The sequence below is a fragment of the Actinomadura soli genome (assembly GCF_005889715.1).
GTDB classification, from domain to species: Bacteria; Actinomycetota; Actinomycetes; order Streptosporangiales; family Streptosporangiaceae; genus Spirillospora; species Spirillospora soli.
Genome location: NZ_VCKW01000005.1, coordinates 1 through 23,319, shown reverse-complemented (window position 1 = coordinate 23,319; position 23,319 = coordinate 1). Strand labels below are relative to the sequence as shown.

Sequence of the window (23,319 nt, the reverse complement as noted above, 5' to 3'; positions counted from 1 at the left end):
ATACTTGGTAGGTATGTCGATCCGTCATGGCCTGCTGGCACTGCTGTCCCAGGGGCCCCGCTACGGTTACCAACTCCGCGCCGAGTTCGAGTCGTCCACCGGCGCCACCTGGCCGCTCAACATCGGCCAGGTCTACTCCACCCTGTCCCGCCTCGAACGCGACGAGCTCGTCACCCGTGTCGGCGCCGACGACGAGGGCCGCTTCGTCTACCGGATCACCCCGGCGGGCGAGGCGGACGTGCGGCGGTGGTTCGCCACCCCGATCGTCCGCGCCGACCGGCCCCGCGACGAACTGGCGATCAAGCTGGCGATGGCCGTCACCACGCCCGGCGTGGACGTCACGGAGGTCGTCCAGACCCAGCGGGGCGCCACGCTGCGCGCCCTGCAGGACCTCACCCGCCTGAAGGCCGACGCACCCGCCGTCCCCGCCGAGCAGGGCGACCGCGCGTGGCGGCTCGTCCTCGAATCCATGATCTTCCAGGCGGAGGCCGAGGTGCGCTGGCTCGACCACTGCGAGACCTACGTGGCCCGCGCCACGCCACCCGCGCACCTCCCGGTGAAGACCGACGAGCCGGTGAAGACCGACGAGCCGGTGAAGACCGACGAGCCGGTGGAGACCGATGAGGAGGCGCGCCGATGAGCCTGCTCGCCATGCGGGACGTCTCCCGCGACCACGGGACCGGGCCCGGCCTCGTCCACGCCCTCCGGGAGGTGACGCTCGACGTCGCGGCGGGGGAGTTCGTCGCCGTGATGGGGCCGTCCGGGTCCGGCAAGTCCACGCTGCTGACGCTCGCCGGCGGCCTCGACACGCCCACGTCCGGGCAGGTCCTCCTCGACGGCGCCGACCTCGGCGCGCTCGGACGGTCCGGGCGGTCGGCCCTGCGCCGTCGCGGCGTCGGGTACGTGTTCCAGGACCTCAACCTCATCCCGAGCCTGACCGCCGCCGAGAACGTCATGCTTCCCCGCGAGCTCGACGGCGTCCGCGCCCGCCGGGCCCGCCGGGAGGCCGGGGAGGCGCTCGCGGAGGTCGGGGTCGAGGAGCTGGCCGGACGCTTCCCGGACGAGATGTCCCGCGGCCAGCAGCAGCGCGTCGCGATCGCCCGCGCGCTGGTCGGCGACCGCCGCCTCGTCCTCGCCGACGAGCCGACCGGCGCGCTCGACAGCCACACCGGCGAGGACGTCATGCGCGTCCTGCGCGGCCGGTGCGACGCCGGCGCGTCCTGCTTAATGGTCACGCACGAGTCGAGGCACGCCGCCTGGGCCGACCGGGTCGTGTTCCTGCGTACCAGGCGACGCTTCCCCTGGGGAGCACACTGATCCGCGCCCCGCAGAACAGCGCGGACGAGGCGGAGCGGGAGATCCGGCGCGACCTGCCCGGTGTGCCCGTCCTCCCGCTGAGGACCCTGCCGGGCGTCACCGGGACGTGCGTGCACGCCGACGCGGCGCAATGCCCGGCCCTCAGCTTCGTCGCCCGCGAGGACCCGGCGGGCATGACCGTCCTCCTGGACAACGTCGTCGGGGGCGCCCGGGAGGCGCGCATGCTGCTGGGCCGCGACGACCCCGCCGTCACGTCCGCCCTGGCGGCGGGCAAGGTCGTCCTGTTCGGCGCGAAGCCCACCGGGGGCGGGACGACGGCCGCCAGGGTGTTCGTGTGGGACAACGACGTGGAGCGCACGCTCAGGCAGGTCGACGGCCTGCCGGCCGTCGCGGGGGGCGGTCATCCGGGCGTGCGCGCCATCGTCCCGCCGAAGATCGCCGAGCGGATCGGCATGCCCGTCCAGACGGAGGCGTTCGGCGTCGACCGCGCCGACCACCGCGTCACGAAGGCCGAGGAGGCGCGGCTGAAGAAGGCCGTGAGTCCCTTCAACCCGTACACGGACGCCGTGTACGTCGAGCGGGGCTTCACCGAGTCCTTCGGCACGATCACGCTGCTGCTGGCGTCGGTGGCGGGCGTGCTGGCGCTCGGCGGCGCGCTGATCGCCACGAGCCTGGCGGCGGCCGACGCCAGGCCCGACCTCGCGACCCTCGCCGCGGTCGGCGCCCGCCCGCTGACCTGGCGGGTGCTGACGATGGGGCAGGCCGCGTTCGTCGCCGGGCTCGGCTGCTGGCTCGGCATCGCGGGCGGGCTCGTCCCCGGCCTCGCGGTGGCGCGCCCGCTCACCGGCCAGCCCGAGCAGGCGGGCGCCGCGAGCCACGGCACGATCATCGACATCCCGTGGACGTTGCTGCTGGCCATCGGCGTGCTCATCCCGCTCGCCGCGGCCCTCGTCGCCGGGACGTTCACCCGGGACCGCCTCCCCATGACGCGCCGCGTCCTCTCCTAGGGCTTCCCTGGAGCTGCGTTCTTGGGGGTCCGGCCGCGCGCCGGGCGCTGCTGATAGCGTCCGGCGCGTGGCTGAGGCGGTTGCGGTGGAGGGGCCTGCCGGGCAGGTCCCGGCGGGCCGCTGGGGACGGGCCGGGCGCCGGCGGACGGCGCTCACGGCGATGATCAGCGCGAGCGCCGTGCTGTACGCGGCGTACTCGCTGATGCGGCTGCGGGCGTTCCGGTCGGGCAGCTACGACCTGGTCATCTTCGACCAGGCGATCCGCTCCTACAGCCGCTTCGAGCTGCCGGTCGCCATGGTGAAGGGCGTCCACAACGGGTTCGGGCCCGGCTTCTCCGTCCTCGGCGACCATTTCTCGCCGATCCTCGTCCTGCTGGCGCCGCTGTACTGGATCCACGACGGGCCGGTGACGCTGCTGCTCGCGCAGGCCGTCCTGCTCGCGCTCGCGATCGTGCCGATCTGGCGGTTCACCGAGCGCAGGCTCGGCGCCCGCGCCGCGTACTGCGCCGCCGGCGCCTACGCCCTGTCGTGGCCGATCGCCGAGGCGCTCGCGTTCGACTTCCACGAGGTCGCGTTCGTCCCGCTGCTGTCGGCGCTGATGGTGGAGCGGCACGACGCCGGACGGCGGGGCCAGGCGGCGGTGGCGGCGTTCGCGCTGCTGCTGGTCAAGGAGGACATGGGGCTGCTCCTCACGGGCTTCGGCCTGTACCTGCTCACCCGGTTCGAAGCGAGGCCGAGGCGGCTGCGCGACCTGCTGCCGAGGGGCGACCGGCGGGCGGGGCTCGCCTACGCCGTCGTCGGGCTGGCCGCCACGTGGGTGTGCTCCCGCGTGATCATCGCGGCGTTCGGCGGGGACAACGACTACTACTGGGCGTACGGGTCACTCGGCCCTGACCTGCCCCATGCGGCCGTCCACGCCCTGACCCATCCGTGGGACGTCGTGGCCGTTCTCGGCACCCCGCCGCAGAAGGTTCTGACGATGGCGCTGGTCGTCCTTCCGCTGCTTCTGCTTCCGCTGGCGTCGCCGCTGACCCTGACCGCGTTGCCCTTGCTGGCCGAACGGATGCTCAACAGCCGCTTCAGCAACTGGTGGGAGCCGCACTACCACTACAACGCGTTCATCATCGCCGTGCTCGTCCTGGCGGCGGTGGACGGGGCGGCACGGCTGCGCGGCAGGATCCCGGCTCTGCGACGGGCCCCGTCCGCGCTGCCGACGGCCGCCGTCCTGGCCGCGATGGTCGTCTGCGTGCCGTTCTTCGCGTACCGCCATCTCGCCGATCCCGCGCTGTGGGCGCGGAACGACCGGGCCCGCGCCGCGTCGGCCGCGGCCTCGAAGATCCCGGACGGCGCGCTGGTCGAGGCGGCCAACGGCGTCGGCCCCGCGCTGACGTCCCGGGCCCGCGTCCTGCTGTGGGACGAGCACTCGCGCGGCGCGCCCTGGGTCGTCGCCTACGTCGGGCGCCTGGAGTTCCCGTTCCCGAGCGTGGCCGACCAGCGGCGCCGGGTCGAGGAACTGGCGGCCGAGGGGTACCGCGAGGTGTTCCGGCAGGACGGCTACATCGTGCTGCACCGCACGTCCGGGACCCGCGACGCATCATAATCACGACATTTTGGACAGATTGTCCAGCTGACCGATCATCGAAGCACGGGTCAGAATGACGGTGAAGGCACCTTGTGGCTAAATTGCTCTGTCGTTTTAGCGCTTCTTGCCTGATACTTGAGGAAAGCCGTGACGGCCGCGGCCGGCGCGGGGACCCCGCGCAACACTCGTGCGACCGCCGCCGTAGCGGCATTGGGGCGGAGAGCATGAGTGGTGTGATGCTGTTCAAGAACGACGAAGAGACACGAGCCGGAGACGACACGGAAATCGCCCCCCGCGCGGCAATGCCGCGGGCGGATTATTCCCCGATCCGCAATGCGGGCCATCGGATGAATTGCAGCGGGGAGTCGTGACGTGCCGGCGGACGAGGACAAGGACGTCCGGCGCTGGGATACCTGCGGACAGGCGTGGATCGGCGTCCTGCGGCACGTCTGGAGCGCCGGCGAGGCCGGTCTGGAGGAGGGCGGCCCCATCATCGAGGGACCGCCGCTGCTGTTCGAGGTCAGCTCACTGAGCTGGGAGGACCCGATCCTCCACGAGCACGGCGACCGCGCGCGGATCGTCCGGCGGGCCCAGGAGCGCACGCGCCGCGTCGTCCGCGGGCGGTACTGGCCGAGGCTGCACGATCTCGAGGGCAACGACCAGATCCGCTGGGTCGTCGACCTGCTGCGGGCCAGGCCCTGGACGACCAGCGCGTGGATCTCGCTGACGATCCCCGGCGAGCCGGCGGAGGGGCTGCCCAGCCTGACGGCGCTGTCCTTCCGCATCCGCGGCTACCGGCTGATCATGACGGCGATGTTCCGGTCGCAGAACGTCTACCGGGGCTACCTGACCTACATCCCGCTCCGCGAGGTGCAGGTGCAGGTCGCCGACGAGCTGGGGCTCCCCGCCGGGCCGCTGCGCGTGTACGTGGACGTCCCGCACGTCCACGTCGCCGACGCGGAGCAGGTCGCGTCCGTCCTGGTCGCGATGCCCGAGCCCAACGCGGCCTGAGCGGCCCGGCCGGCACCGGCCCAGACCGGACCGGACCGCCGGCCCCGAAAGCCGCCGACGGGGCCTCACCCTGCGCACCTTCCGGCAAAGCAGGACTTACCGGCAGGAGTCTCCCCGCCGCGATCCGCGGCCGCCCCCGGGAGATAGACTCGGCGCCTGGGGGCGAGGGCACGACGAGGTGACCCGAGACGTCACCTGCACACACTCACACGGCCATCCACTTTCCGAAGGACTGTCTTCCTTGAGTAAGCCCGTCGTCCTCGTCGCAGAAGAACTCTCGCCCGCCGGCATCGCCGTGCTGGAAGCCGACTACGAGGTCCGCCACGTCGACGGCGCCGACCGCGCGCTGCTGCTGCCCGCCGTCGCCGATGTCGACGCGCTGATCGTCCGCAGCGCCACCAAGGTCACCGCCGAGGTGTTCCAGCACGCCGCCAGGCTGCGGGTCGTCGCCCGCGCCGGCGTCGGCCTCGACAACGTCGACGTGGAGGCCGCGACCAAGGCCGGCGTCATGGTCGTCAACGCGCCCACGTCCAACATCGTCACCGCCGCCGAGCACGCGATCGCGCTGCTGCTCGCCACCGCCCGGAACGTGCCGCAGGGCCACAGCGCCCTCAAGCAGGGCGAATGGAAGCGGTCCAAGTACACCGGCGTCGAGCTGCAGGGCAAGACCGTCGGCGTGCTCGGCCTCGGGCGCATCGGCGTCCTCGTCGCGCAGCGCCTCGCCGCCTTCGACATGAACGTGATCGCGTTCGACCCCTACGTGCAGGCCGCCCGCGCCGCCCAGCTCGGCGTGAAACTCGTCACACTGGACGAGCTGCTCCGCGAGTCCGACTTCATCACCGTCCACCTGCCGAAGACGCCCGAGACGCTCGGCCTCATCGGCGACCGCGAGCTGCGGCTGGTCAAGCCCACCGCGCGGATCGTGAACGCCGCCCGCGGCGGGATCGTGGACGAGGAGGCGCTCGACCTCGCGCTGAAGGACGGCCGCGTCGCCGGCGCCGGCATCGACGTGTTCAGCACCGAGCCGATGACCGACAGCCCGCTGTTCCACCACGACAGCGTCGTTGTCACCCCGCACCTCGGCGCCAGCACCCACGAGGCGCAGGAGAAGGCGGGCACGCAGGTCGCCCGCTCGGTGAAGCTCGCGCTGTCCGGCGAGTTCGTCCCGGACGCGGTCAACGTCCAGGGCGGCGCCGTCGCCGAGGACGTCAAGCCCGGCCTGCCGCTCGCCGAGAAGCTCGGCCGCATCTTCACCTCCCTCGCCGGCGGCGTCCCCCTCCGGCTGGACGTCGTCGTCCGCGGCGAGATCGCCGAGCACGACGTCAAGGTGCTGGAGCTGGCCGCGCTCAAGGGCGTGTTCCTCGACGTGATCGAGGAGACGGTGACGTTCGTCAACGCGCCGCTGCTGGCCCGCGACCGCGGCGTCGAGGTCACCCTCACCACCAGCGAGGACAGCCCCGACTGGCGCAACGTCGTGCAGGTGCGCGGCACGATGGCCGACGGCGGCGTCGTGTCGGTCTCCGGCACGCTCACCGGCCCGAAGCACGCCGAGCGGATCATCGAGATCAACGGCTACAACATGGAGCTCGTCCCGACCGAGCACATGGCGTTCTTCTCCTACGTCGACCGTCCCGGCATCGTCGGCGCGGTCGGCAAGATCCTCGGCGACGAGCAGGTCAACATCGCCGGCATGCAGGTCGGCCGGGCGGCCAAGGGCGGCAAGGCGCTGATCGCGCTGACCGTCGACTCGGCCATCCCGCCGCAGCTCGTCGACGCCATCACCGCCGAGGTCGGCGCCGACATGGGCCGCCGGGTCGACCTCGAAGGCTAGATCCCACGGCGACTTGTCCCATCCCGTGGCGGTTCTCACGCGCTCCACGTCTCAGATCGTGAGATTTTCCGCCACGGGTCGGGACAGTCCGCTGGTCCGGGGGTAATCTCGCAGGTAGTCATGCGGCGCTTCGTAGTAATCCTTCGCTGCCGCAGCGGGGCCTGATCATCGGCAGGCCGGCACCCGCTGCGGAGGCTCTGCCTGGCCGTGAGTCCGATGCCGACGCCGGACCGTGCGAACCACGGCGCTCCGGCGGCCCCACTGGTCTCAACACAGCGACACGGAGCGAACCACCATGGACAACAACACCCTGAACAACGCCCCCACCGACGACGCCGAAGAAGAAGCCGCCCGCGCCTTGCAGGCAGCCCTGGACCGGCGTGCCGACTAGCCTTTCTCTCCTCCTTCGGCCCTAGAGGGCCTCCATCGTCGAACGCTGCGCGCGATCGCTGCATCGCTTCGTCTCGCCTGGCGGCTCGCTGCGCGATCAGGTTTCTCGCAGGCTCGAAACCTGCCTTCGGACGCGATCGCAAGCGTTGAGGTCGTCGCATGGTCGCGGCGGTTGAGGTCGGTGTGGTGGGACACTGGGGGCATGGCGCTCGACGCGGGTTCCGCCGAGGTGGGCCGGGTGCTTCGGGAGGTGGCCCGGCTCGGGCCGTACTTCGAGATCGGCATCGGGGACGGCGGCCCCGCTTGCGGGCCGTTCCCTGGTGAGCCCGCCCGGCTCGGCGCGCTGACCGCTGACTACGCCGAGCGGCTCGGGACGGGGGAGCGGCGAGTGGCGGCGTCGCTACTCTTCCAGGGCCTCGCGGCGCGGTTGTGGTCGCCGGTCGTCGCGGCGGCGGCGCGCGGGATCGTGCCCGAACTGGCCGGGCTGCGCTGGTGCTGGGCGCCGGGCGAGGCGATCGCTCTTCGGGTCGGGGCGCCGTCCGGGTGGCGGGTGGACGAAGCCGCCGAAGCCGCCGCCCTCATCTGGCCCATGGTCATGGACGGCCTGCTCAAGCCGCTTCGTGACGCGATGTCGACCTTCGTCGGGCTCGCGGACGGCCTGGTCTGGGGCAACGCCGCCTCCGCTCTCGTCGGGGGCCTGAATGTGGGGCCGCCCGATACCGCGCGGCGCGCCGTGGTCCTGGAGTTGCTCGCGCGGGAGCCGCTGACCGGGGCGGGGGAGTTCGGGCCGGGCGGGTACGTCCGGCGGAGCTGCTGCCTGTACTACCGCGTGCCGGGCGGCGGGATGTGCGGTGACTGCTCCCTCCTGAAACGGGACCAATCGTCCCGGGATGTGAGATGAAAGCCCACGCACTGAGACGTTTGCAGTAGAGTGCGCGCATGGTTTCCCGCAGTGTTCGTCTGGCCGTCATCCCCGGGGACGGGATCGGTCCAGAGGTCGTCGCCGAAGGGCTGAAGGTCCTCGACGCCGTGTCGCCGTCCAGCGGTCTGGCGTTCGAGCGGACGTCCTACGACCTCGGTGCCGCCCGCTGGCACCGGACCGGCGAGACGCTGCCCGACTCGGTCCTGGACGAGCTGCGCGAGCAGGAGGTCATCCTGCTGGGCGCCGTCGGCGACCCGAGCGTGCCGAGCGGGACGCTGGAGCGCGGGCTGCTGCTGCGGGCCCGGTTCGCGCTGGACCACTACGTCAACCTGCGCCCGGTGAAGCTGTTCCCGGGCGTCGCGACCCCGCTGGCGGGCGTGACGGCGGAGGACGTCGACATGGTCGTCGTCCGGGAGGGCACCGAGGGCCCCTACACCGGCGTCGGCGGAGTCCTGCGCAAGGGCACCCCGCACGAGGTCGCCACGCAGGAGAGCGTCAACACCGCCTACGGCGTCGAGCGGGTCGTCCGGTACGCGTTCGAGGTCGCCGCCGCGCGGCCCCGCCAGCGCCTCACGCTCGTCCACAAGGACAACGTCCTCACCTTCGCGGGAGAGCTGTACCAGCGCGTCCTCAAGCAGGTCGCGCGGGAGTACCCGCAGGTCACGACCGACTACCTGCATGTCGACGCGGCCACGATGTTCTTCGTGTCGCAGCCGCGCCGGTTCGACGTGATCGTCACCGACAACCTGTTCGGCGACATCATCACCGACCTCGGCGCCGCGATCGCCGGGGGCATCGGGCTCGCCGCGTCCGGCAACGTCAACCCCGCCCGCACCGCGCCGTCGATGTTCGAGCCGGTGCACGGCAGCGCCCCCGACATCGCCGGGCAGGGCAAGGCCGACCCGACCGCCACGATCCTCTCCGTCGCCATGCTGCTCGACCACATCGGCGCGGGCGACGCCGCCCGCCGCGTCGAGCAGGCCGTCTCCGACGACCTCGCCGAGCGCGCCGCCTTGGGCGAGCGGCCCACGGCCCAGATCGGCGACGCGATCGCCAAGCGAGTATCCGGCTGAGGGCGCGCCTCTCTGCCGGTCCACGGGAAAGAGAACTCCGGGCGTGCCCTCGCGGCGCGCCCGGTTTAGTGTGCGCCGTGACGAACACTCTCCCGCCCCGGGTGGCCCCGCGCAGGAGGAAGAGTGGTCGGTGAAGGAGTGAGTCTGGACGAAGTACGACAATAGGGATTAGGAAGCCGCAACGGCGATGGGGCCGTGCCGGCGATCCGCGAGAGGACGAGAACCGCGATGAGCGACACCCTGGACTTCGAGATCACGCGCACGGAACGGCCCGCGACCGCCGCGGAGCGCGAGCGCGTCATGGCCGATCCCGGCTTCGGCCGCTACTTCACCGACCACATGGTCACGATCCGGTACTCCGCGGACCGGGGCTGGCACGACGCGAGACTCGAACCGTACGGGCCGATCCCGATGGACCCGGCCAGCCAGGTGTTCCACTACGCCCAGGAGCTGTTCGAGGGCCTCAAGGCGTACAAGCAGCCGGACGGCTCCATCGTGACCTTCAGGCCGTACATGAACGCGGCCCGGATGAACCGGTCCGCCCGCCGGATGGCGATGCCGGAGATCCCCGAGCAGCTGTTCGTGGACGCGATCGAGCTGCTCGTCCGCACCGACAAGGACTGGGTGCCCGACGCCGAGGGGCACAGCCTCTACCTGCGCCCGTTCATGTTCGCGACCACACGCGCGCTCGGCGTCAACAGCCCGGCGAACGAGTTCCTCTTCATGGTCATCGCGTCCCCGTCCGGCTTGTACTACCCGCGGGGCATCAAGCCGGTCTCGGTGTGGCTGTCGCAGGACTACACGCGCGCCGCGCCGGGCGGCACCGGCGAGGCCAAGACCGGCGGGAACTACGCGGCTTCTTTCGCCGGGCAGGCGCAGGCCGTCGCGGAGGGCTGCGACCAGGTCGTCTGGCTGGACGCGGTCGAGCACCGCTGGGTCGAGGAAGTCGGCTCGATGAACCTGCTGTTCGTCTACGGCTCCGGCACCCAGGCCCGGCTCCTCACGCCCGCGCTCACCGGGACGCTCCTCTCCGGCGTCACCCGCGACTCCATGCTCAAGCTGGCGCCCGACCTCGGCATCCCCGCTGAGGAAGGCAAGATCAGCATCGAGGAGTGGCAGTCCGGCTGCGAGTCCGGCGCGATCACCGAGGTGTTCGGCTGCGGCACCGCCGCGATCATCAGCCCGGTCGGCCGGGTCAAGGGCGCCGACCGCGAGTGGACGATCGGCGACGGCGAGCCGGGCGAGGTGTCGATGCGGCTGCGCGAGGCGCTGGTCGGCATCCAGTACGGCACCCGTCCCGACCCCTACGGCTGGGTCCACAAGATCGTCTGATTCCCGGCGTGACCACGGCTCCGGCACGGTGCGTGCCGGAGCCGCGCCCTTCTTACGCCACCCCTGTGTCTCATTATCTGAGACGGATGTCCCACAAACGGGAACCATGTGGCAGACTGGCGCTCATCATGCGCGACAGCCTCGTGATTATCGGCTGGCGCGCCGGCAGCAGCTAACGGGACAGCGCCGGCGCGCAGACCTCTCACGTCCGTGAGGGGTCTTTTTTGTGTCCTGGCGCAGCCCCCTGGGGGTACCACGCTATGCAAGACGACGCATTCCACGTCTACGACACCACCCTGCGCGACGGCTCGCAGCAGGAGGGGCTGAACCTCTCCGTGCCCGACAAGCTCGCCATCGCGCGGCACCTGGACGACCTTGGCGTGGGCTTCATCGAGGGCGGCTGGCCCGGAGCCAACCCCAAGGACACCGAGTTCTTCAGGCGCGCTCGAACAGAGCTCGACCTGACGCACGCGCAGCTCACCGCGTTCGGCGCGACCCGCCGGGCCGGTGTGCGGGCCGCCGACGACCCTCAGGTTGCCGCGCTGCGCGACTCCGGCGCGTCCGTCGTGACCCTTGTCGCCAAGAGTCACGACCGGCATGTCGAGCTGGCCCTCCGCACCACCCTGGAGGAGAACCTCGCGATGATCCGCGACACGGTCTCCCACCTGCGTGCGGAGGGCCAACGAGTCTTCCTGGACGCCGAGCACTTCTTCGACGGCTACAAGGCGAACCGCGCGTACGCGCTGGAGGCCGTCCGCACCGCCGCCGAGGCGGGCGCGGACGTCGTCGCGCTGTGCGACACCAACGGCGGGATGCTGCCGGACGAGCTGGCCGACGTCGTCCACGACGTCGTGTCGCTCGGCGTCCGCGTCGGCATCCACTGCCACGACGACTCCGGCTGCGCGGTCGCGAACTCGCTCGCCGCCGTGAAGGCCGGGGCGACCCACGTCCAGGGGTGCGCGAACGGGTACGGCGAGCGCAGCGGCAACGCCAACCTGTTCACCGTCGTCGGGAACCTGCAGCTCAAGCGCGGGATGCCGCTGGTCTCGGACGGGCAGCTCGCCGAGATGACGCGGATCGCGCACGCCGTCTCCGAGGTCACCAACATCGCGCCCAGCTCCCAGCAGCCCTACGTGGGCCTGTCGGCGTTCGCGCACAAGGCGGGGCTGCACGCGTCCGCCGTCAAGGTCGACCCGGACCTGTACCAGCACATCGACCCGGCCGCCGTCGGCAACGACATGCGGATGCTGGTGTCCAGCATGGCCGGGCGCGCGTCCGTGGAGCTGAAGGGACGCGAGCTGGGCTACGACCTGTCCGGCGAGAAGGCCAAGGCCGTCGTGGACAAGGTCAAGGCGCTGGAGTCCAAGGGCTACACCTTCGAGGCGGCGGACGCCTCGTTCGAGCTGCTGCTGCGCGAGGAGCTGACCGGCGTCCGGCAGCGGCATTTCGAGGTGGAGTCGTGGCGGTCGATCGTCGAGCGCCGCCCGGACGGGTCCATGGTCAGCGAGGCCACCGTCAAGCTGCACGCCAAGGGCGAGCGGATCATCGCCACCGGCGAGGGCAACGGCCCCGTCAACGCCCTCGACAACGCGCTGCGCATCGCGCTCGGCCGCCTCTACCCGGAGCTGGCGCGGCTGGAGCTCGTCGACTACAAGGTCCGCATCCTGGAGGGCGCGCACGGCACCGACGCCCGCACGCGGGTGCTCATCGAGTCCGGGGACGGCGAGCGCGAATGGGGCACGGTCGGCGTCGAGGACAACGTCATCGCCGCGTCCTGGCAGGCCCTGGAGGAGGCCGTCACCTACTGCCTCCTCCGCGCGGGCCACGAGGCGGGCTGACAGGGAATTCTCGCGGCTCAGTGGGCATTATCGGGGGCATGAGCACCGAGATCACCGACAACGCCGGGCAGGACCGCTACGAGATCAGGCTGGACGGCGAGCTCGCCGGGTTCGTCGAGTACGAGAAGGGGGAGGGCTCCGTCGCGCTCGTCCACACCGAGGTCGGGTCCGCGTTCGAGGGGAAGGGCGTCGGCGGCGCGCTCGCCCGGGGCGTTCTGGACGACGTCCGCGCGCGGGGCCTGTCGGTCGCGCCGGCGCCGATCTGCCCGTTCATCAAGAGGTGGATCGAGAAGCACCCCGACTACCAGGACCTGGTCGCCGCCTGACCCGTGGGGTTCAGACGGCGCGGAGCCGCGGCTCGCCGCCTTCGAGGGTGAGCCACGCCGACAGCGACGCCTCCTTCAGCCGCACCCGGACGCGCGCGTAGCGGCGCCCGTGTCGGCGACCCGCCGCTGCACCGCGGGCGCGTCCACCGTCCGCCGCGCCGTGATGATCGAGATGCCGGACACGCCCTTCGGCCCGCGCCGCACCGGACCCACGTGCAGTGCTGCCCGCAGCTGCATCCGGGCGGCGCCGGCGGCGCGGCGGTTGTGGCGGCGCAGCGCCACGGCCAGGTGCGCGACCATGGGGTCGACGACCGCCTCGGTAGGCGTCGCCGCGGTCCTCCTCGTAGAAGTCTCGCGGGCCCTGCGATCGTCCAACCCATAGGCGCTCGGCCCTGGGCGTCCTGTCCGGGAGTGTCGAATCCGCACGGACCGTCCCGCAGCGGCCGCAAGCCTGACGAGGAGTGATCGCCATGGAGAGCAGTGGGCGAGGCCAGGCCCGGCGCGGCGCGGGTCCGGAGACGCGAGCGGTGATGGTGTGGCCCGAGGCTCCGACCATGGGCGCTCAGCCGCGCCTGGGACGGTTCCGCTCCTCATGGCCCGTCCGCGACGGCTGGGACCAGACGGACGCGTACCCGTAGACGGCGTGTTTCCGCCATTATCGGGGTGGCTGCGCAGAAATTTCGCCGAAAGATACGAAACCGGTGGCGGATTTCGGGTGGAGCGTCCACCATGGGACCGGTACGGCACGTGTGACGGTTCCACGTGCCGTCTCTCAGTTGACCGACCTGCCGGAGTGATCTTATGCCCGTCCGACCCTGGAGCCCCGAGGACCTTGGGCGTCCGACGGATGGGACGTGGGCGGACGTGGCGTTCGGCCTCGGTGAGACCTATGAGCGCGAGGGCGACCTGGAGCAGGCCGCGGGCTGGTACCGGCGGGCCGCCGAGTCGGGCCGCGCGGACGCGGCGCTGCGGCTCGGCGCCGTGCTGGGCCGCCTGGCCGACGCGGACACCGCCGCCGACTCGGCCGAGGACCTGCTGGCCGAGGCCACGCGCTGGCTCAGCGGCGCGCAGGACGCCACCACCCCCGACGCCATCGAGCTGATCACCGACATGCTCAACCGGCAGCTGCGGCAGGCGGCGCGGCGCGGGCTGGAACCCTCCCCGACCGGCTGACGCCTTTCGGATACCTCCCGGTTCGTCATGAACCGAACCCCCATGCCCGTCGTCGGACTTCATGAGATCGACGACAGTGGAGGGTGGACGAGTTGAGCGGCGAGGAGCCCGGGTACGTGCCCCCGGACCACAAGACCACCGCCGAGTTCCGCGTCCCCGGAAGGCCCGCGGATCCCCGGGCCGCCGCTGGGCCGGGGCCCGAGGCGACCATCGTCGACGAACCCGTGGACGATCTCATCGACCCCGGCGTGACCTCCCAGGACGCGGCATCCGAGGACAGCCCACCGGTCACGTTCACCGATATGCCGGTAGACGACCTCGTCGCGGACGCCGATGTCGAGGGCCCGGCAGAGCCCGCGAACGTGACGCTCCAAGACGTCCCGGCGGACGACCTGGAGGACGACGCGGTAGACGATCCGGAGGACGATCCAGAAGATCACGCCTCCGTGACCGTCTCCGACATTCGCGTGCCACCGAAGGTGATGGCATTCGAGATGCCCGGCCAGGACGCGCCTCAGGCAGAGCCGGTCACGGTGCCCGAGGAAGAGCAGGCGCCGCCTCCGGCCGCCGGACCACAGGCGGCGCGGCCCGTGGTCGGGGAAGCGCCCTGGACGGAGCAGTTCGGCGCGGAGTCGGAGTCGACGAACCCCGGCAGTGAAACTCCCGCGCAGGGGCAGGCGCAGGCGCCAGCGCAGGCGCAGGGGCAGGCACACGCGTACGCGCCGCCGCCTCCCGCCGAAGCGACAGTGCCGCCGTCGTACGAAGCGACCGCCCCGGCGGTACCGCCCGTCGCATCGCCGTCCGGGGGAGTGCCGCCGGTCGGGCCGTCCGGGCAGCCTGGGCAGTCCCGCTCGGGACGTCCGCTGCTGCTGCTCGTGCTGATCGGCATCGTGCTGCTCGTCGCCATCGCCGCGGTCGCGGTGCTGCTGTACAACCGGGGCTCCGAGACGACGGGGAAGGCCGCGCCGGCACCGTCGTCGGCGTCCGCCGCCCCGACGTCGCCCGGCGATCCCGGCGGGCCGCCGCCGGGTGAGGCGCCCGCGACGCCTCCGCAGACCGCCGGGCCCTCGGGCGGGGCGCCCGGCCAGCCGACCCAGGCCCCGGCCGCGCCGAGCGCGCCGATCGGCCCCGTGCTGGACGGCGAGGGCATCACGTACCAGCTCGTCCAGCAGAGCCAGGGGTACTTCGAGGGCAAGATGGTGATCACCAACCGCACCGGCAAGCCGATGCGGACGTGGCGTCTCACGTTCCAGGTCCCCGGCGCGGTGGTGAAGAACATCTGGGGCGCGCGGCTCGTCAGCGGCGGCTCGAGCGTCGAGATCAGGAACCTGGACGGCGCGCCCGCGATTCCGCCGGGCGGGACATGGGACGTCCAGTTCGGCGCGTCGGGACCGACGTCCACCCCGAAGGGCTGCGAGCTCAACACCCGGCCCTGCGGCTTCTGACGGCCCGATCCGAAGGCGGGTTCAGGGGTGCCGGAGGTGTGTCCCTGGCAGGGGCTAGGCTCTCGACCATGCGTATCGCCAGGTTCTCCACCGATGAAGGCATGTCCTTCGGGGTGGTGGAGGAGAACACCGTCGCCGCCATCGCGGCCCACCCGTTCGGTGATCTGACGTTCACCGGGCAGCGTCTCCCGCTCGCCGACGTCCGGCTGCTCGCGCCGATCCTGCCCAGCAAGGTCATCGCGATCGGCAAGAACTACGCCGACCACGTCCGCGAGATGGGCGGTGCCGCGCCACCCGCCGAGCCGGTGGTGTTCTCCAAGCCGTCCACCGCCGTGATCGGCCCGGGCGAGGCGGTCGCCTACCCGCAGAAGCTGTCGGAGCGGGTCGACTTCGAGGGCGAGCTGGCCGTCGTCATCGGCCGGATGTGCCGCGAGGTCCCGGCGTCCCGCGCCGCCGACGTCATCCTCGGCTACACGTGCGCGAACGACGTCACGGCCCGCGACCTGCAGGAGAAGGACGGGCAGTGGACGCGGGCCAAGGGCTTCGACACGTTCTGCCCGATCGGCCCGTGGATCGAGACGGAGGTCGACCCCGCCGACCTGGCCATCACCACGACCGTCAACGGGGAGGTCCGGCAGGACGCCCGCACGTCCCTGCTGCTGCACGACATCCCGGCCCTGGTCGAGTACGTCAGCCAGGTCATGACGCTGCTGCCCGGAGACCTCATCCTCACCGGCACGCCCGCCGGGGTGGGGCCGCTGGAGATCGGTGACGAGGTGACCGTCACCGTGGAGAACATCGGCAGCCTCACCAACCGCGTCGTCGCCCGCGACTGAAGGGGAAGGTCATGGCTGCCGGCGAGGTGAGCGGCTTCAGCGGCTTCACCGATGAGGCGTTCTCGTTCTATGAGGGCTTGCAGGTCGACAACAGCAAGGCGTACTGGACGGCCCACAAGGAAACGTACGAACGCCATGTGCGCGAACCCTTGACGGAGCTGTGCGCCGAGCTTGAGGAAGAGTTCGGCGCGGTCAAGCTCTTCCGTCCGTACCGCGACGTCCGGTTCAGCAAGGACAAGACGCCGTACAAGACGCATCAGGGCGGTCATACGAGCGAGGGGTTCTACGTCCAGGTCGACGCCGACGGGCTGATGGTCGCGGGCGGCATGTACGCGCCCTCGCCCGACCAGCTCCGCCAATACCGTGAAGCGGTCGGTTCGGACGTCTACGGCCCGGAGCTCCAGGGCATCGTGGACGACCTGCGCTCCGCCGGGATGGAGATCGCGGGGGACCGGCTCAAGACCCGTCCGCGCGGCACGCCCGACGACCATCCACGGCTGGAACTGCTGCGCCACCGCTCCCTGTACGCCCACCAGGGCTGGCCCGCCGACCCGTGGATGGAGACTCCAGAGGTGGTGACGCGCGTCCGAGACTCGTGGCGCCGCCTACGCCCCCTCGTCGACTGGGGACGACGCCACATAGGCCCACCCGACTTCACCCGCTGACGGGCCGCTCCCGTGACGGGCCGCTCCCGCTGACCGGCTCGCTGATCGATCGGCCCGCTGGGCGGCGGTGCGGCGTCACCCGCTGAACGCGTCCGGCGGGACGCGGGCCCCGGTCTGGGGGGTCACACCGTCCCAGTGCTCCACCTCGTCCAGCGCCCACTCGGCCCAGCGCAGCAGCAACGCGTTCTGCTCCCGCAGGAGCTTCGCGGGGAGCGCGATCACGGGGAGCCGCTCGGGATACGGGCCGCCCTCCTCGTACTCGGCCATCCTGGCCTCGGTGATGGCGACGCGCCGCTCGGCGTCGTCCCGTATGCGCCGCAGCGTCGTGCGCAACTGCTCCAGGTCGCCGTGGTCGGCGAAGGCCACCTTGAGCAGGGCCTCGAACTCCAGCACGGGACCGGCGCCGGGCTCGTCCAGCCACTGCCGCAGACTGGCCCGTCCCTCTTCGGTGATCTCGTAGACCGTGCTCCTGCGCCGCCCCGTGTACTCGGTGCGCGACCGGGCCAGCCCGTGCTCGACCAGCTTCTTCGGCTCCTCGTAGAGGACGCTCTCCGCGCGCGGCCACACCGGCTGCATGGCCCGCTTCATCTGCTCCTTGAGCTCGTACGTCGTCCAGGGCCGGACGGCCAGCAACGACAGGATCGCGAAGGACGTCGTCGTCAGTTCCCGTGCCATGGGCCTTGACGATACTCCGATCCGGAGTATCGTCGATACTCCGGATCGGAGTAAAGGAGTGCGCATGCCGCCGCCGGTCACCGGCTTTTCCCACCTCGCCCTCACCGTCACGGACCGTGACAAGAGCGTCCAGTGGTACGGGGACGTCCTCGGCTTCACCCCGTTCTACGTGCAGGACGACGACCGCCGGCTGGAGACGATCTGCATCCTCCCCGACGGCCTGACCGTCCTCGGCCTCCTCCAGCACCGGGACGCCGCCGGCCCCTTCGACCACCGCCACGCCGGCCTCGACCATCTCTCCTTCGCCGTCACAGACCGCGCGGCCCTCGAAGACTGGTACACCCGCCTCGTCGGACTCGGCGTCACCTGCTCGCCGGTCGCCGAGACGCCGTTCGGGCCCGTCCTGTGCTTCCGCGACCCCGACGACATCCAGCTCGAACTCTTCGCCATGGAACCCGCGGGCCGTCCCGCGGACCCCTCCACAGACTCGCCTGGATGACGCCCGGCCGGGCCGGGTCGACGGGGGCTCCGGCCCGGCGGGCCGGCTGCGTCAATCGTTTTGGTCGCAGTCCCAAGGTCCTGTATTCTCATCGAGGCGCGAGCGACCCAGCCCCCAACGGCACGGGCGCCCGTACCTCACTGGGGTATGGTGTAATCGGCAGCACGAGTGATTCTGGTTCACTTAGTCTAGGTTCGAGTCCTGGTACCCCAGCTGCGTCCGCGTTCAACGGACACACGCCCCCGTCGTCTAGTGGCCTAGGACGCCGCCCTCTCAAGGCGGTAACGGCGGTTCGAATCCGCTCGGGGGTACCCCTAATCGACGGCCTCTGGCCGTCTTCGCCGGACTTCGTGTCTATCTGGGGGGCGACCCCCAGACCCCCGATGTGGTGGCTCCGCCCCCACGCCCCCTTGTGGTTGCGGTCGCTGTCGAACGCACGGCTACCTTAGGCGCGGCTCCTGCAGGGCTTGTATCTGCATCATCCAAGAACCCTGGGTTCGTGCTCGGGCGTGGTGTGCGGAAACCCGGTCGAGGCGGTGAGCGGCGTCCGGTAAGGTGGGTGGGGCCCGAGCGGGAGATCGCGCGGGCGCACTGGCAGGCCCCCGTCGTCTAGTGGCCTAGGACGCCGCCCTCTCAAGGCGGTAACGGCGGTTCGAATCCGCTCGGGGGTACGCGAGGACGCAGCCGCAGATCGTCAGATCTGCGGCTTTTTGCTTTGTGACGGTCAACGCTGGTCAGCCCCGCGCGGCTTCGTTGCCGGCGTTCACCGGGGCGAAGGCGGCGCGGGTGACATCACGTTCCAGAGTGGCCGCCTGGAAGCCGTACGTTTCTATCGCGTCCACCCGGATGATCAGGCAGAACTGTTCGACATTCTCCAGGGACTCGGCCAGATCGCGGTGCTGGCGCTTCAGGAAGTGGACGGCGGCGCGGTTGGAGATGGCGGTCTGCCCGCAAATGAGGAAGACGGGCCGAGAACCGGGATCGGGACGGAATTTGGCCACCAGAACACGTTCTCGCTGACCGGGCTCATACCGAAAAGCTCACCATCGATCAGGAACGCCATCGAGTCGTCGTCCCGGCTGAAGGGGAGGACGGTGACGCCGGGCAGGTGCGCGGCCAGATGCCCCCCGGTCCGCGGATTGGACCCGCCGCTCGGACCGCCGATGCAGAACTCGGTACTGGAGCCGTTACGCTCCCGGAACTCCCGCGCCCGGCGGATGGTGACGGGACTGCCCAGTTCCCGTCCTAGCATGGCGATCTCGACGAGCGCGTAGACGTCGTCCTGGGCCATGCTCCCGGGCTTGCTGTACTTGTCGTTCATCACCACGACACAGGGCGCACCACCTTCGAGACCGAAGAAATCGGCCCTCCGGTTCAGCATCCGCGCCTGCTTCGTGCGGTTCAGCGCCCATACGCCGCCGCTCAAGACACTGGTCACCAGGCCGATCAGGACGTTGAGCAGCGCTGCCGACATAGGTCCTTCCCCAGGCTCGCACGCCGACCCCCGGAGATTGGCGGCAACTGGACGGTTCCAGGCAAAGGCAAGCCTATTGCACGGCCCTGCCGAGAGGGGGCCCTAGGAGGTCCCACCGATTGCCCGCTATGTCGACGAACACGGCGACCTGCCCATAGGGCTCAGTACGTGGTGCGGTCACGAAGTCCACGCCTGCGGACTTCATACGCTGGTGGGCCTCGTCGAAGTCATCTACACGGAGGAAGAACCCGACGCGACCCGCGACCTGCTCTCCGACGACGGCGGACTGGCGGTCGCCGTCCGCGCGGGCCAGCAGGATTCCGGTCTCGGCGCCCGGCGGCCGGACGACGACCCATCGTTTCGGGCGGCCGTCGTTGGTGCGCGATGGCGAGTCCTCGACCAGATCGAAGCCAAGGGCATCGGTGAAGAATTCGATGGCGCGGTCGTAGTCGTCCACAACGATCGCGATCAAGTCGAGCCGCACCCCACCAGACTAGAAGGCGCCCCTCTCCGGTCGTCCAGCACGGATGTCAGTGGGCGGCGGTAGCGTCGCGGGGCATGGAGTTTCGTTCAGCGTTTCCCATGCTGGCCTGCGATGATCTGCAGCGCTCTCTTGAGTTCTACCGTGATGCACTCGGCTTCCAGGAGACCTACCGGTTCGAGGACGACGGGAAGCCAACCTTCGTCGCACTCCGACTGGGCGACGGCTCGTCCATCGGCCTGGGCGTGGTCCCGGACGGCGGAGCAGGCATTCACGGGCTGCCACAACGACCGATCTCCGGCCGCTTCTTCGAGCTGTGCGTGTACTGCGACGACGTCGATTCCTCGATCGAAGAGCTGGCCGCCCTCGGACATCCGGTCCTCATGCCGCCCGCCGACACCCCTTGGGGCGAGCGCATCGCCTACGTCGCCGACCCCGACGGCCACCCGGTAATGGTGACAGCCACCAAGACATGAAGGGGCAGGTTGGCGTCAGGCCGTCGCGGGAGCGGCCGCCTGGATAGCCGCGCGAAGGCTGGCGGCTGCCACCAGCAGAACGGCCCCGTCCGGGTCCTTACTGTCCCGCACCGCCACCGCACCCACCAGCCGGGCCAACTCGACGCAGTCACCACTGTTGGAGCCGCTGTGGCTGCTCTTGCGCCACTTGACGTTGCTCAGGTCCATGCTTCTTGGCTGCCCGCCACGTCCCTGACATATGTGGCGTGGACGTTGGTGCCCTCGCCCGTGACGTCTGTGCAAGGCGAGTCTGGACGAGGGCCGATTGGGGGCGTCTAGCGGATTGTGGACGCCGACTTAATGGCCGCGCGAAGGTTGGCGGGTGCCAGCAGCAGGACGGCCCCATCCGGGTCCTTGCCGTCCCGGACAGCCACCGCGCCGGGAAGCATGGCCAACTCGACGCAGTTACCGCCATTGGATGCGCTGTGGCTGCTCTTATGCCAATTGGCGTTTCTCAGGTCCATTTCTCCTGGGCCACCTTTCTGATCAACTCGCGTGACATCTGTTCCGTGAGTGCCTGTGAGCGGAGGGCAACCAGAGTTTTCGTCAGGACGGACAGGTCTGCGGGGTCGTGGTCAAGCGGGTGCTGCGGGCTGTGGCGGGGGTGCGGACGTTCGTGCGGCTTGTGGTGGGCGGGTGGGGTGTGGACGACTTCGTCCCCTGCCTGATCGCGGGCGAGCTGGTCACCAACGCTATCCGGTACGCGATCGGGCCCGAGGACGAGGCGATCTTCCGCATCGGGCGGACGCCCGAGGGCGTGGTGTGGGTCGAGGTTCAGGATGCTGGGGAGCCCGGCCGCTGGCGGGTGACGCGGGCAAGGTCGTCTTCGCGGTTCTCAACGCTTGAAGGCGAAGCGGAGGGACGGCTCGTTTCCGTCCCTCCGCGTCCTTGAGGCACGTAAAGTCTTAGCCGTTCATTCGCGTGCCGAGAGGGGCGGGCCGTGGCCAGTGACCCACGCCACCAGGTCTTCGTGAGTTCGACTTTCACCGATCTTGTGGAGGAGCGCAGGCACGTCATGCAGGCGCTCCTGGAACTCGATTGCATACCTGCGGGGATGGAGCTCTTCCCCGCCTCCGATGACGATTCCTGGACGCTCATCAAGCAGGTCATCGACGAGTCGGACTACTACATCGTCATCGTGGGCGGCCGCTACGGATCCGTGCACGACACCACCGGCATCTCCTACACCCGGATGGAATACGAGTACGCGCGGGACTCCGGGAAGCCGATAATGGGATTTCTCCATGGTGATCCTGGAAGCATCCCGATGGAGCGCAGTGAGGTATCCGAAACCGGGCAGAAGGCACTCGCCTCGTTCCGCGAACTCGTCGGCCAGAAGCTGTGCAAATTCTGGAAGACTCCGGAAGACCTGGGCGGGGCGGTGAGTCGGGGCATGGTCCGGCTGCGGCGATCGCATCCGATGCCCGGCTGGGTGCGCGCCGACACCCATGGCGACGTCGCGCTCCGCGAGCGCATCATGGAACTCGAAACCGAACTCACCTCGTTGCGGTCCAGCATCGGTCGACGGTCGATATCACGGAACTCGATCCTGGAGGGAGGTGATGAATCGATAACAGTTGTATTTGAACCGAAATACTCGGCTCGGATGACGTGGAACGAAATATTCCTCGCGATGACCCCGATTGCCCTGCGCTTAATTGACCCGCAATCTCTTCAGTATCAAATCGGTCAATTATTGAGCGCACAATGGGGGTTTGAAAACGTCATATATCCGACCGACAAAAGCACCACAAAATTCTCATCTTCATGATCGCTTCCGGCATCTTGGAACGGCACGAGCATGACTATCGTTTTACCGAACGTGCCATCGGGCTAGCGGCGGCTCTGCAACTTCAGCAAGAGCGGGAGAGTGACGCGCCGGCGTCCGATCCTTCTCACTGAGCTGAGAGGAAGTCTTCTATTTCCTTGATGTTCAGGTTGGCGGCCAGGGTCGGGTGGATGACGAGGCGGAGCTGGTCGGCTATGACCGCTTCGCGGCTGGCGGCCATGTAGGAGATGAGGATCAGGCGGATCAGGTCGCCGGGTGGCAGGTTGCTGATCCGGGCGAGGCCCGTCCCGAGGACGGAGACGGAGACGGTTCTCCGTTCGCCGTGGCGGCGGACGGCCTCCCAGATTTCGGAGAGGCTTTGCCACAGGTGGTCGAGGGTCGAGTGGACGACGTTGCCGTTGTCCGAGGTGGCATAGGCGGCGCAGAAGAACCTCCTGTCCCTTTCGCCTATCACGGCGACGGTCCCGACCGGGTATCTCGCCAGCTTTCCCTGTGGACGGTCGGCGCGTGATTCCAGCCGGGCCGGTTGGACGTCCCGGAGAGCCTTCTCAAGGTCCTCGTCCAGGCGCGGGAGGTCGCCGCTGTACTCGCGGTGGAGCATCTGGCCCTGGATGCTGTGCGGGGCTATCACGGAGGTGGTGTCGGTGTCGAAGGTGTCGTTCACACCGACGATGAGGTGTCCGTCCTGGTCGAAGAGGTCTCCGATGACGATCGTGATCGTCGTCCCGGGGATGGGGAAGTAGCGGGAGAAGGATTTGCGCGGCCACACCCGGACCGTGGCGATCGTGCAGCAGCCGAGGAGGGCGGCGCCGAGGTAATAGGCGCCGAACGGCTTGAAGGGGTCATTGAACAATGCCTCGATCAGCCCGGCCGCGGCCGAGGCGATTCCGAAGCACGTCAAGAACGTGACGGCCCACAACTGGAGCGTTCTTCCCGAGAGGAGGGTCTCATGCGCGACACCGGGAGTCAGCATTGTTCCTGCCTCCCGGTGATCGCCGCATGGCCCGAGCTACTGACGTTTTCTCAGCGAAATGATCTGCGCGAAGTAGCCACGAAGCGCGCTCAGGGGACGGGCCCGGTGTCGAGCCGTAGATGCACACAGACGTGAAGCCTCTGGTAGGACAGGTCTCACCACAAG

General features: G+C 70.0%; 27 protein-coding genes and 3 tRNA genes. 23 read left to right on the top strand and 7 right to left on the bottom strand.

Going from position 1 to position 23,319, the window contains the following annotated elements; translation table 11 throughout:
• Window positions 1–13 precede the first annotated feature (13 nt).
• The 11 genes from ETD83_RS02040 to ETD83_RS01990 all read left to right on the top strand — a co-directional run bounded on the left by ETD83_RS02040 (window position 14) and on the right by ETD83_RS01990 (window position 12,629).
• Entirely contained in the window at window positions 14–640 is a 627-nt protein-coding gene (locus ETD83_RS02040; RefSeq protein ID WP_138643318.1) for a PadR family transcriptional regulator, read from the top strand.
• Window positions 637–1,317: an ABC transporter ATP-binding protein gene (locus ETD83_RS02035; protein WP_138643317.1), complete on the top strand. Its 681-nt coding sequence runs from the start codon at window positions 637–639 to the stop codon at window positions 1,315–1,317. Before ETD83_RS02040 ends, ETD83_RS02035 begins: the two co-directional genes overlap by 4 nt.
• Window positions 1,318–1,379: 62 nt before the next feature.
• A complete protein-coding gene (locus ETD83_RS02030) occupies window positions 1,380–2,324 on the top strand; it encodes an ABC transporter permease family protein (protein ID WP_138643316.1) in 945 nt (314 codons plus the stop codon).
• Between the two features lie 67 nt (window positions 2,325–2,391).
• Complete coding sequence (locus ETD83_RS02025; protein WP_138643315.1) at window positions 2,392–3,924, top strand: DUF2079 domain-containing protein; 1,533 nt, start codon at window positions 2,392–2,394, stop codon at window positions 3,922–3,924.
• Between the two features lie 354 nt (window positions 3,925–4,278).
• Window positions 4,279–4,917 carry a thymidylate synthase family protein gene (locus ETD83_RS02020; RefSeq protein ID WP_230420624.1) on the top strand — a complete coding sequence of 213 codons (639 nt, stop codon included), beginning with the start codon at window positions 4,279–4,281 and terminating at the stop codon, window positions 4,915–4,917.
• A 241-nt stretch (window positions 4,918–5,158) separates the two neighbouring features.
• The gene (serA, locus tag ETD83_RS02015) at window positions 5,159–6,748 is read left to right on the top strand and encodes a phosphoglycerate dehydrogenase (protein WP_138643313.1); all 1,590 of its coding nucleotides are present in this window, start codon (window positions 5,159–5,161) and stop codon (window positions 6,746–6,748) included.
• Window positions 6,749–7,340: 592 nt separating this feature from the next.
• Window positions 7,341–8,039, top strand: coding sequence for a (2Fe-2S)-binding protein (locus ETD83_RS02010; RefSeq protein WP_138643312.1), 699 nt, complete (start codon window positions 7,341–7,343; stop codon window positions 8,037–8,039).
• A 38-nt stretch (window positions 8,040–8,077) separates the two neighbouring features.
• On the top strand, window positions 8,078–9,133 hold the full coding sequence (locus ETD83_RS02005; RefSeq protein WP_138643311.1) for a 3-isopropylmalate dehydrogenase: 1,056 nt from the start codon (window positions 8,078–8,080) through the stop codon (window positions 9,131–9,133).
• A 228-nt stretch (window positions 9,134–9,361) separates the two neighbouring features.
• Window positions 9,362–10,465, top strand: a complete 1,104-nt coding sequence (locus ETD83_RS02000; protein ID WP_138643310.1) for a branched-chain amino acid aminotransferase — start codon at window positions 9,362–9,364, stop codon at window positions 10,463–10,465.
• A gap of 260 nt (window positions 10,466–10,725) precedes the next feature.
• Window positions 10,726–12,303 (top strand): citramalate synthase, encoded by a 1,578-nt coding sequence (gene cimA, locus ETD83_RS01995; protein WP_138643309.1) that lies wholly within the window; start codon window positions 10,726–10,728, stop codon window positions 12,301–12,303.
• A gap of 38 nt (window positions 12,304–12,341) precedes the next feature.
• On the top strand, window positions 12,342–12,629 hold the full coding sequence (locus tag ETD83_RS01990) for a GNAT family N-acetyltransferase (protein ID WP_138643308.1): 288 nt from the start codon (window positions 12,342–12,344) through the stop codon (window positions 12,627–12,629).
• Window positions 12,630–12,704: 75 nt separating this feature from the next.
• Here the strand turns inward: ETD83_RS01990 and ETD83_RS01985 are convergent, their stop codons facing one another.
• Window positions 12,705–13,004, bottom strand: a complete 300-nt coding sequence (locus ETD83_RS01985; protein WP_138643307.1) for a hypothetical protein — start codon at window positions 13,002–13,004, stop codon at window positions 12,705–12,707.
• A gap of 95 nt (window positions 13,005–13,099) precedes the next feature.
• Here ETD83_RS01985 and ETD83_RS42215 point away from each other — a divergent pair, with 95 nt between their 5' ends.
• The 5 genes from ETD83_RS42215 to ETD83_RS01965 all read left to right on the top strand — a co-directional run bounded on the left by ETD83_RS42215 (window position 13,100) and on the right by ETD83_RS01965 (window position 16,748).
• Window positions 13,100–13,267, top strand: coding sequence for a hypothetical protein (locus ETD83_RS42215; RefSeq protein WP_171063976.1), 168 nt, complete (start codon window positions 13,100–13,102; stop codon window positions 13,265–13,267).
• 163 nt (window positions 13,268–13,430) lie between these two features.
• Window positions 13,431–13,802 carry a tetratricopeptide repeat protein gene (locus tag ETD83_RS01980; RefSeq protein WP_138643306.1) on the top strand — a complete coding sequence of 124 codons (372 nt, stop codon included), beginning with the start codon at window positions 13,431–13,433 and terminating at the stop codon, window positions 13,800–13,802.
• 83 nt (window positions 13,803–13,885) lie between these two features.
• A complete protein-coding gene (locus tag ETD83_RS01975; protein WP_138643305.1) occupies window positions 13,886–15,247 on the top strand; it encodes a cellulose binding domain-containing protein in 1,362 nt (453 codons plus the stop codon).
• 68 nt (window positions 15,248–15,315) lie between these two features.
• Complete coding sequence (locus tag ETD83_RS01970) at window positions 15,316–16,083, top strand: fumarylacetoacetate hydrolase family protein (RefSeq protein ID WP_138643304.1); 768 nt, start codon at window positions 15,316–15,318, stop codon at window positions 16,081–16,083.
• Between the two features lie 11 nt (window positions 16,084–16,094).
• The gene (locus ETD83_RS01965; RefSeq protein ID WP_138643303.1) at window positions 16,095–16,748 is read left to right on the top strand and encodes a DUF2461 domain-containing protein; all 654 of its coding nucleotides are present in this window, start codon (window positions 16,095–16,097) and stop codon (window positions 16,746–16,748) included.
• A 75-nt stretch (window positions 16,749–16,823) separates the two neighbouring features.
• On the opposite strand, the gene ETD83_RS01960 is transcribed toward ETD83_RS01965, so the two are convergent.
• Entirely contained in the window at window positions 16,824–17,423 is a 600-nt protein-coding gene (locus ETD83_RS01960) for a PadR family transcriptional regulator (protein ID WP_171063975.1), read from the bottom strand.
• 64 nt (window positions 17,424–17,487) lie between these two features.
• Between ETD83_RS01960 and ETD83_RS01955 the strand changes: the two genes are divergently transcribed.
• From ETD83_RS01955 to ETD83_RS01940, 4 genes are all read left to right on the top strand, one after another.
• Window positions 17,488–17,922: a VOC family protein gene (locus ETD83_RS01955; RefSeq protein ID WP_138643301.1), complete on the top strand. Its 435-nt coding sequence runs from the start codon at window positions 17,488–17,490 to the stop codon at window positions 17,920–17,922.
• A 141-nt stretch (window positions 17,923–18,063) separates the two neighbouring features.
• Window positions 18,064–18,135 (top strand) — tRNA-Gln (locus ETD83_RS01950).
• A gap of 25 nt (window positions 18,136–18,160) precedes the next feature.
• Window positions 18,161–18,233 (top strand) — tRNA-Glu (locus ETD83_RS01945).
• 287 nt (window positions 18,234–18,520) lie between these two features.
• Window positions 18,521–18,593, top strand: a tRNA-Glu gene (locus ETD83_RS01940).
• A 236-nt stretch (window positions 18,594–18,829) separates the two neighbouring features.
• Here the strand turns inward: ETD83_RS01940 and ETD83_RS01935 are convergent.
• Both ETD83_RS01935 and ETD83_RS01930 read right to left on the bottom strand, forming a co-directional pair.
• Window positions 18,830–19,396 carry a hypothetical protein gene (locus ETD83_RS01935; RefSeq protein WP_205717444.1) on the bottom strand — a complete coding sequence of 189 codons (567 nt, stop codon included), beginning with the start codon at window positions 19,394–19,396 and terminating at the stop codon, window positions 18,830–18,832.
• Between the two features lie 73 nt (window positions 19,397–19,469).
• The gene (locus tag ETD83_RS01930; protein ID WP_138643300.1) at window positions 19,470–19,880 is read right to left on the bottom strand and encodes a VOC family protein; all 411 of its coding nucleotides are present in this window, start codon (window positions 19,878–19,880) and stop codon (window positions 19,470–19,472) included.
• Window positions 19,881–19,978: 98 nt separating this feature from the next.
• Between ETD83_RS01930 and ETD83_RS01925 the strand changes: the two genes are divergently transcribed.
• Window positions 19,979–20,353, top strand: coding sequence for a VOC family protein (locus ETD83_RS01925; protein WP_138643299.1), 375 nt, complete (start codon window positions 19,979–19,981; stop codon window positions 20,351–20,353).
• A 15-nt stretch (window positions 20,354–20,368) separates the two neighbouring features.
• On the opposite strand, the gene ETD83_RS01920 is transcribed toward ETD83_RS01925, so the two are convergent.
• On the bottom strand, window positions 20,369–20,560 hold the full coding sequence (locus ETD83_RS01920) for a DUF397 domain-containing protein (RefSeq protein WP_138643298.1): 192 nt from the start codon (window positions 20,558–20,560) through the stop codon (window positions 20,369–20,371).
• Between the two features lie 107 nt (window positions 20,561–20,667).
• The gene (locus tag ETD83_RS01915) at window positions 20,668–20,856 is read right to left on the bottom strand and encodes a DUF397 domain-containing protein (protein ID WP_138643297.1); all 189 of its coding nucleotides are present in this window, start codon (window positions 20,854–20,856) and stop codon (window positions 20,668–20,670) included.
• Between the two features lie 107 nt (window positions 20,857–20,963).
• Here ETD83_RS01915 and ETD83_RS01910 point away from each other — a divergent pair, with 107 nt between their 5' ends.
• Together ETD83_RS01910 and ETD83_RS01905 are read left to right on the top strand one after the other, a co-directional pair.
• A complete protein-coding gene (locus ETD83_RS01910; protein WP_138643296.1) occupies window positions 20,964–21,284 on the top strand; it encodes an ATP-binding protein in 321 nt (106 codons plus the stop codon).
• 78 nt (window positions 21,285–21,362) lie between these two features.
• Window positions 21,363–22,163 carry a DUF4062 domain-containing protein gene (locus tag ETD83_RS01905; RefSeq protein WP_171063974.1) on the top strand — a complete coding sequence of 267 codons (801 nt, stop codon included), beginning with the start codon at window positions 21,363–21,365 and terminating at the stop codon, window positions 22,161–22,163.
• A gap of 124 nt (window positions 22,164–22,287) precedes the next feature.
• On the opposite strand, the gene ETD83_RS01900 is transcribed toward ETD83_RS01905, so the two are convergent.
• A complete protein-coding gene (locus ETD83_RS01900; protein ID WP_138643294.1) occupies window positions 22,288–23,154 on the bottom strand; it encodes a macro domain-containing protein in 867 nt (288 codons plus the stop codon).
• Window positions 23,155–23,319 lie beyond the last annotated feature (165 nt).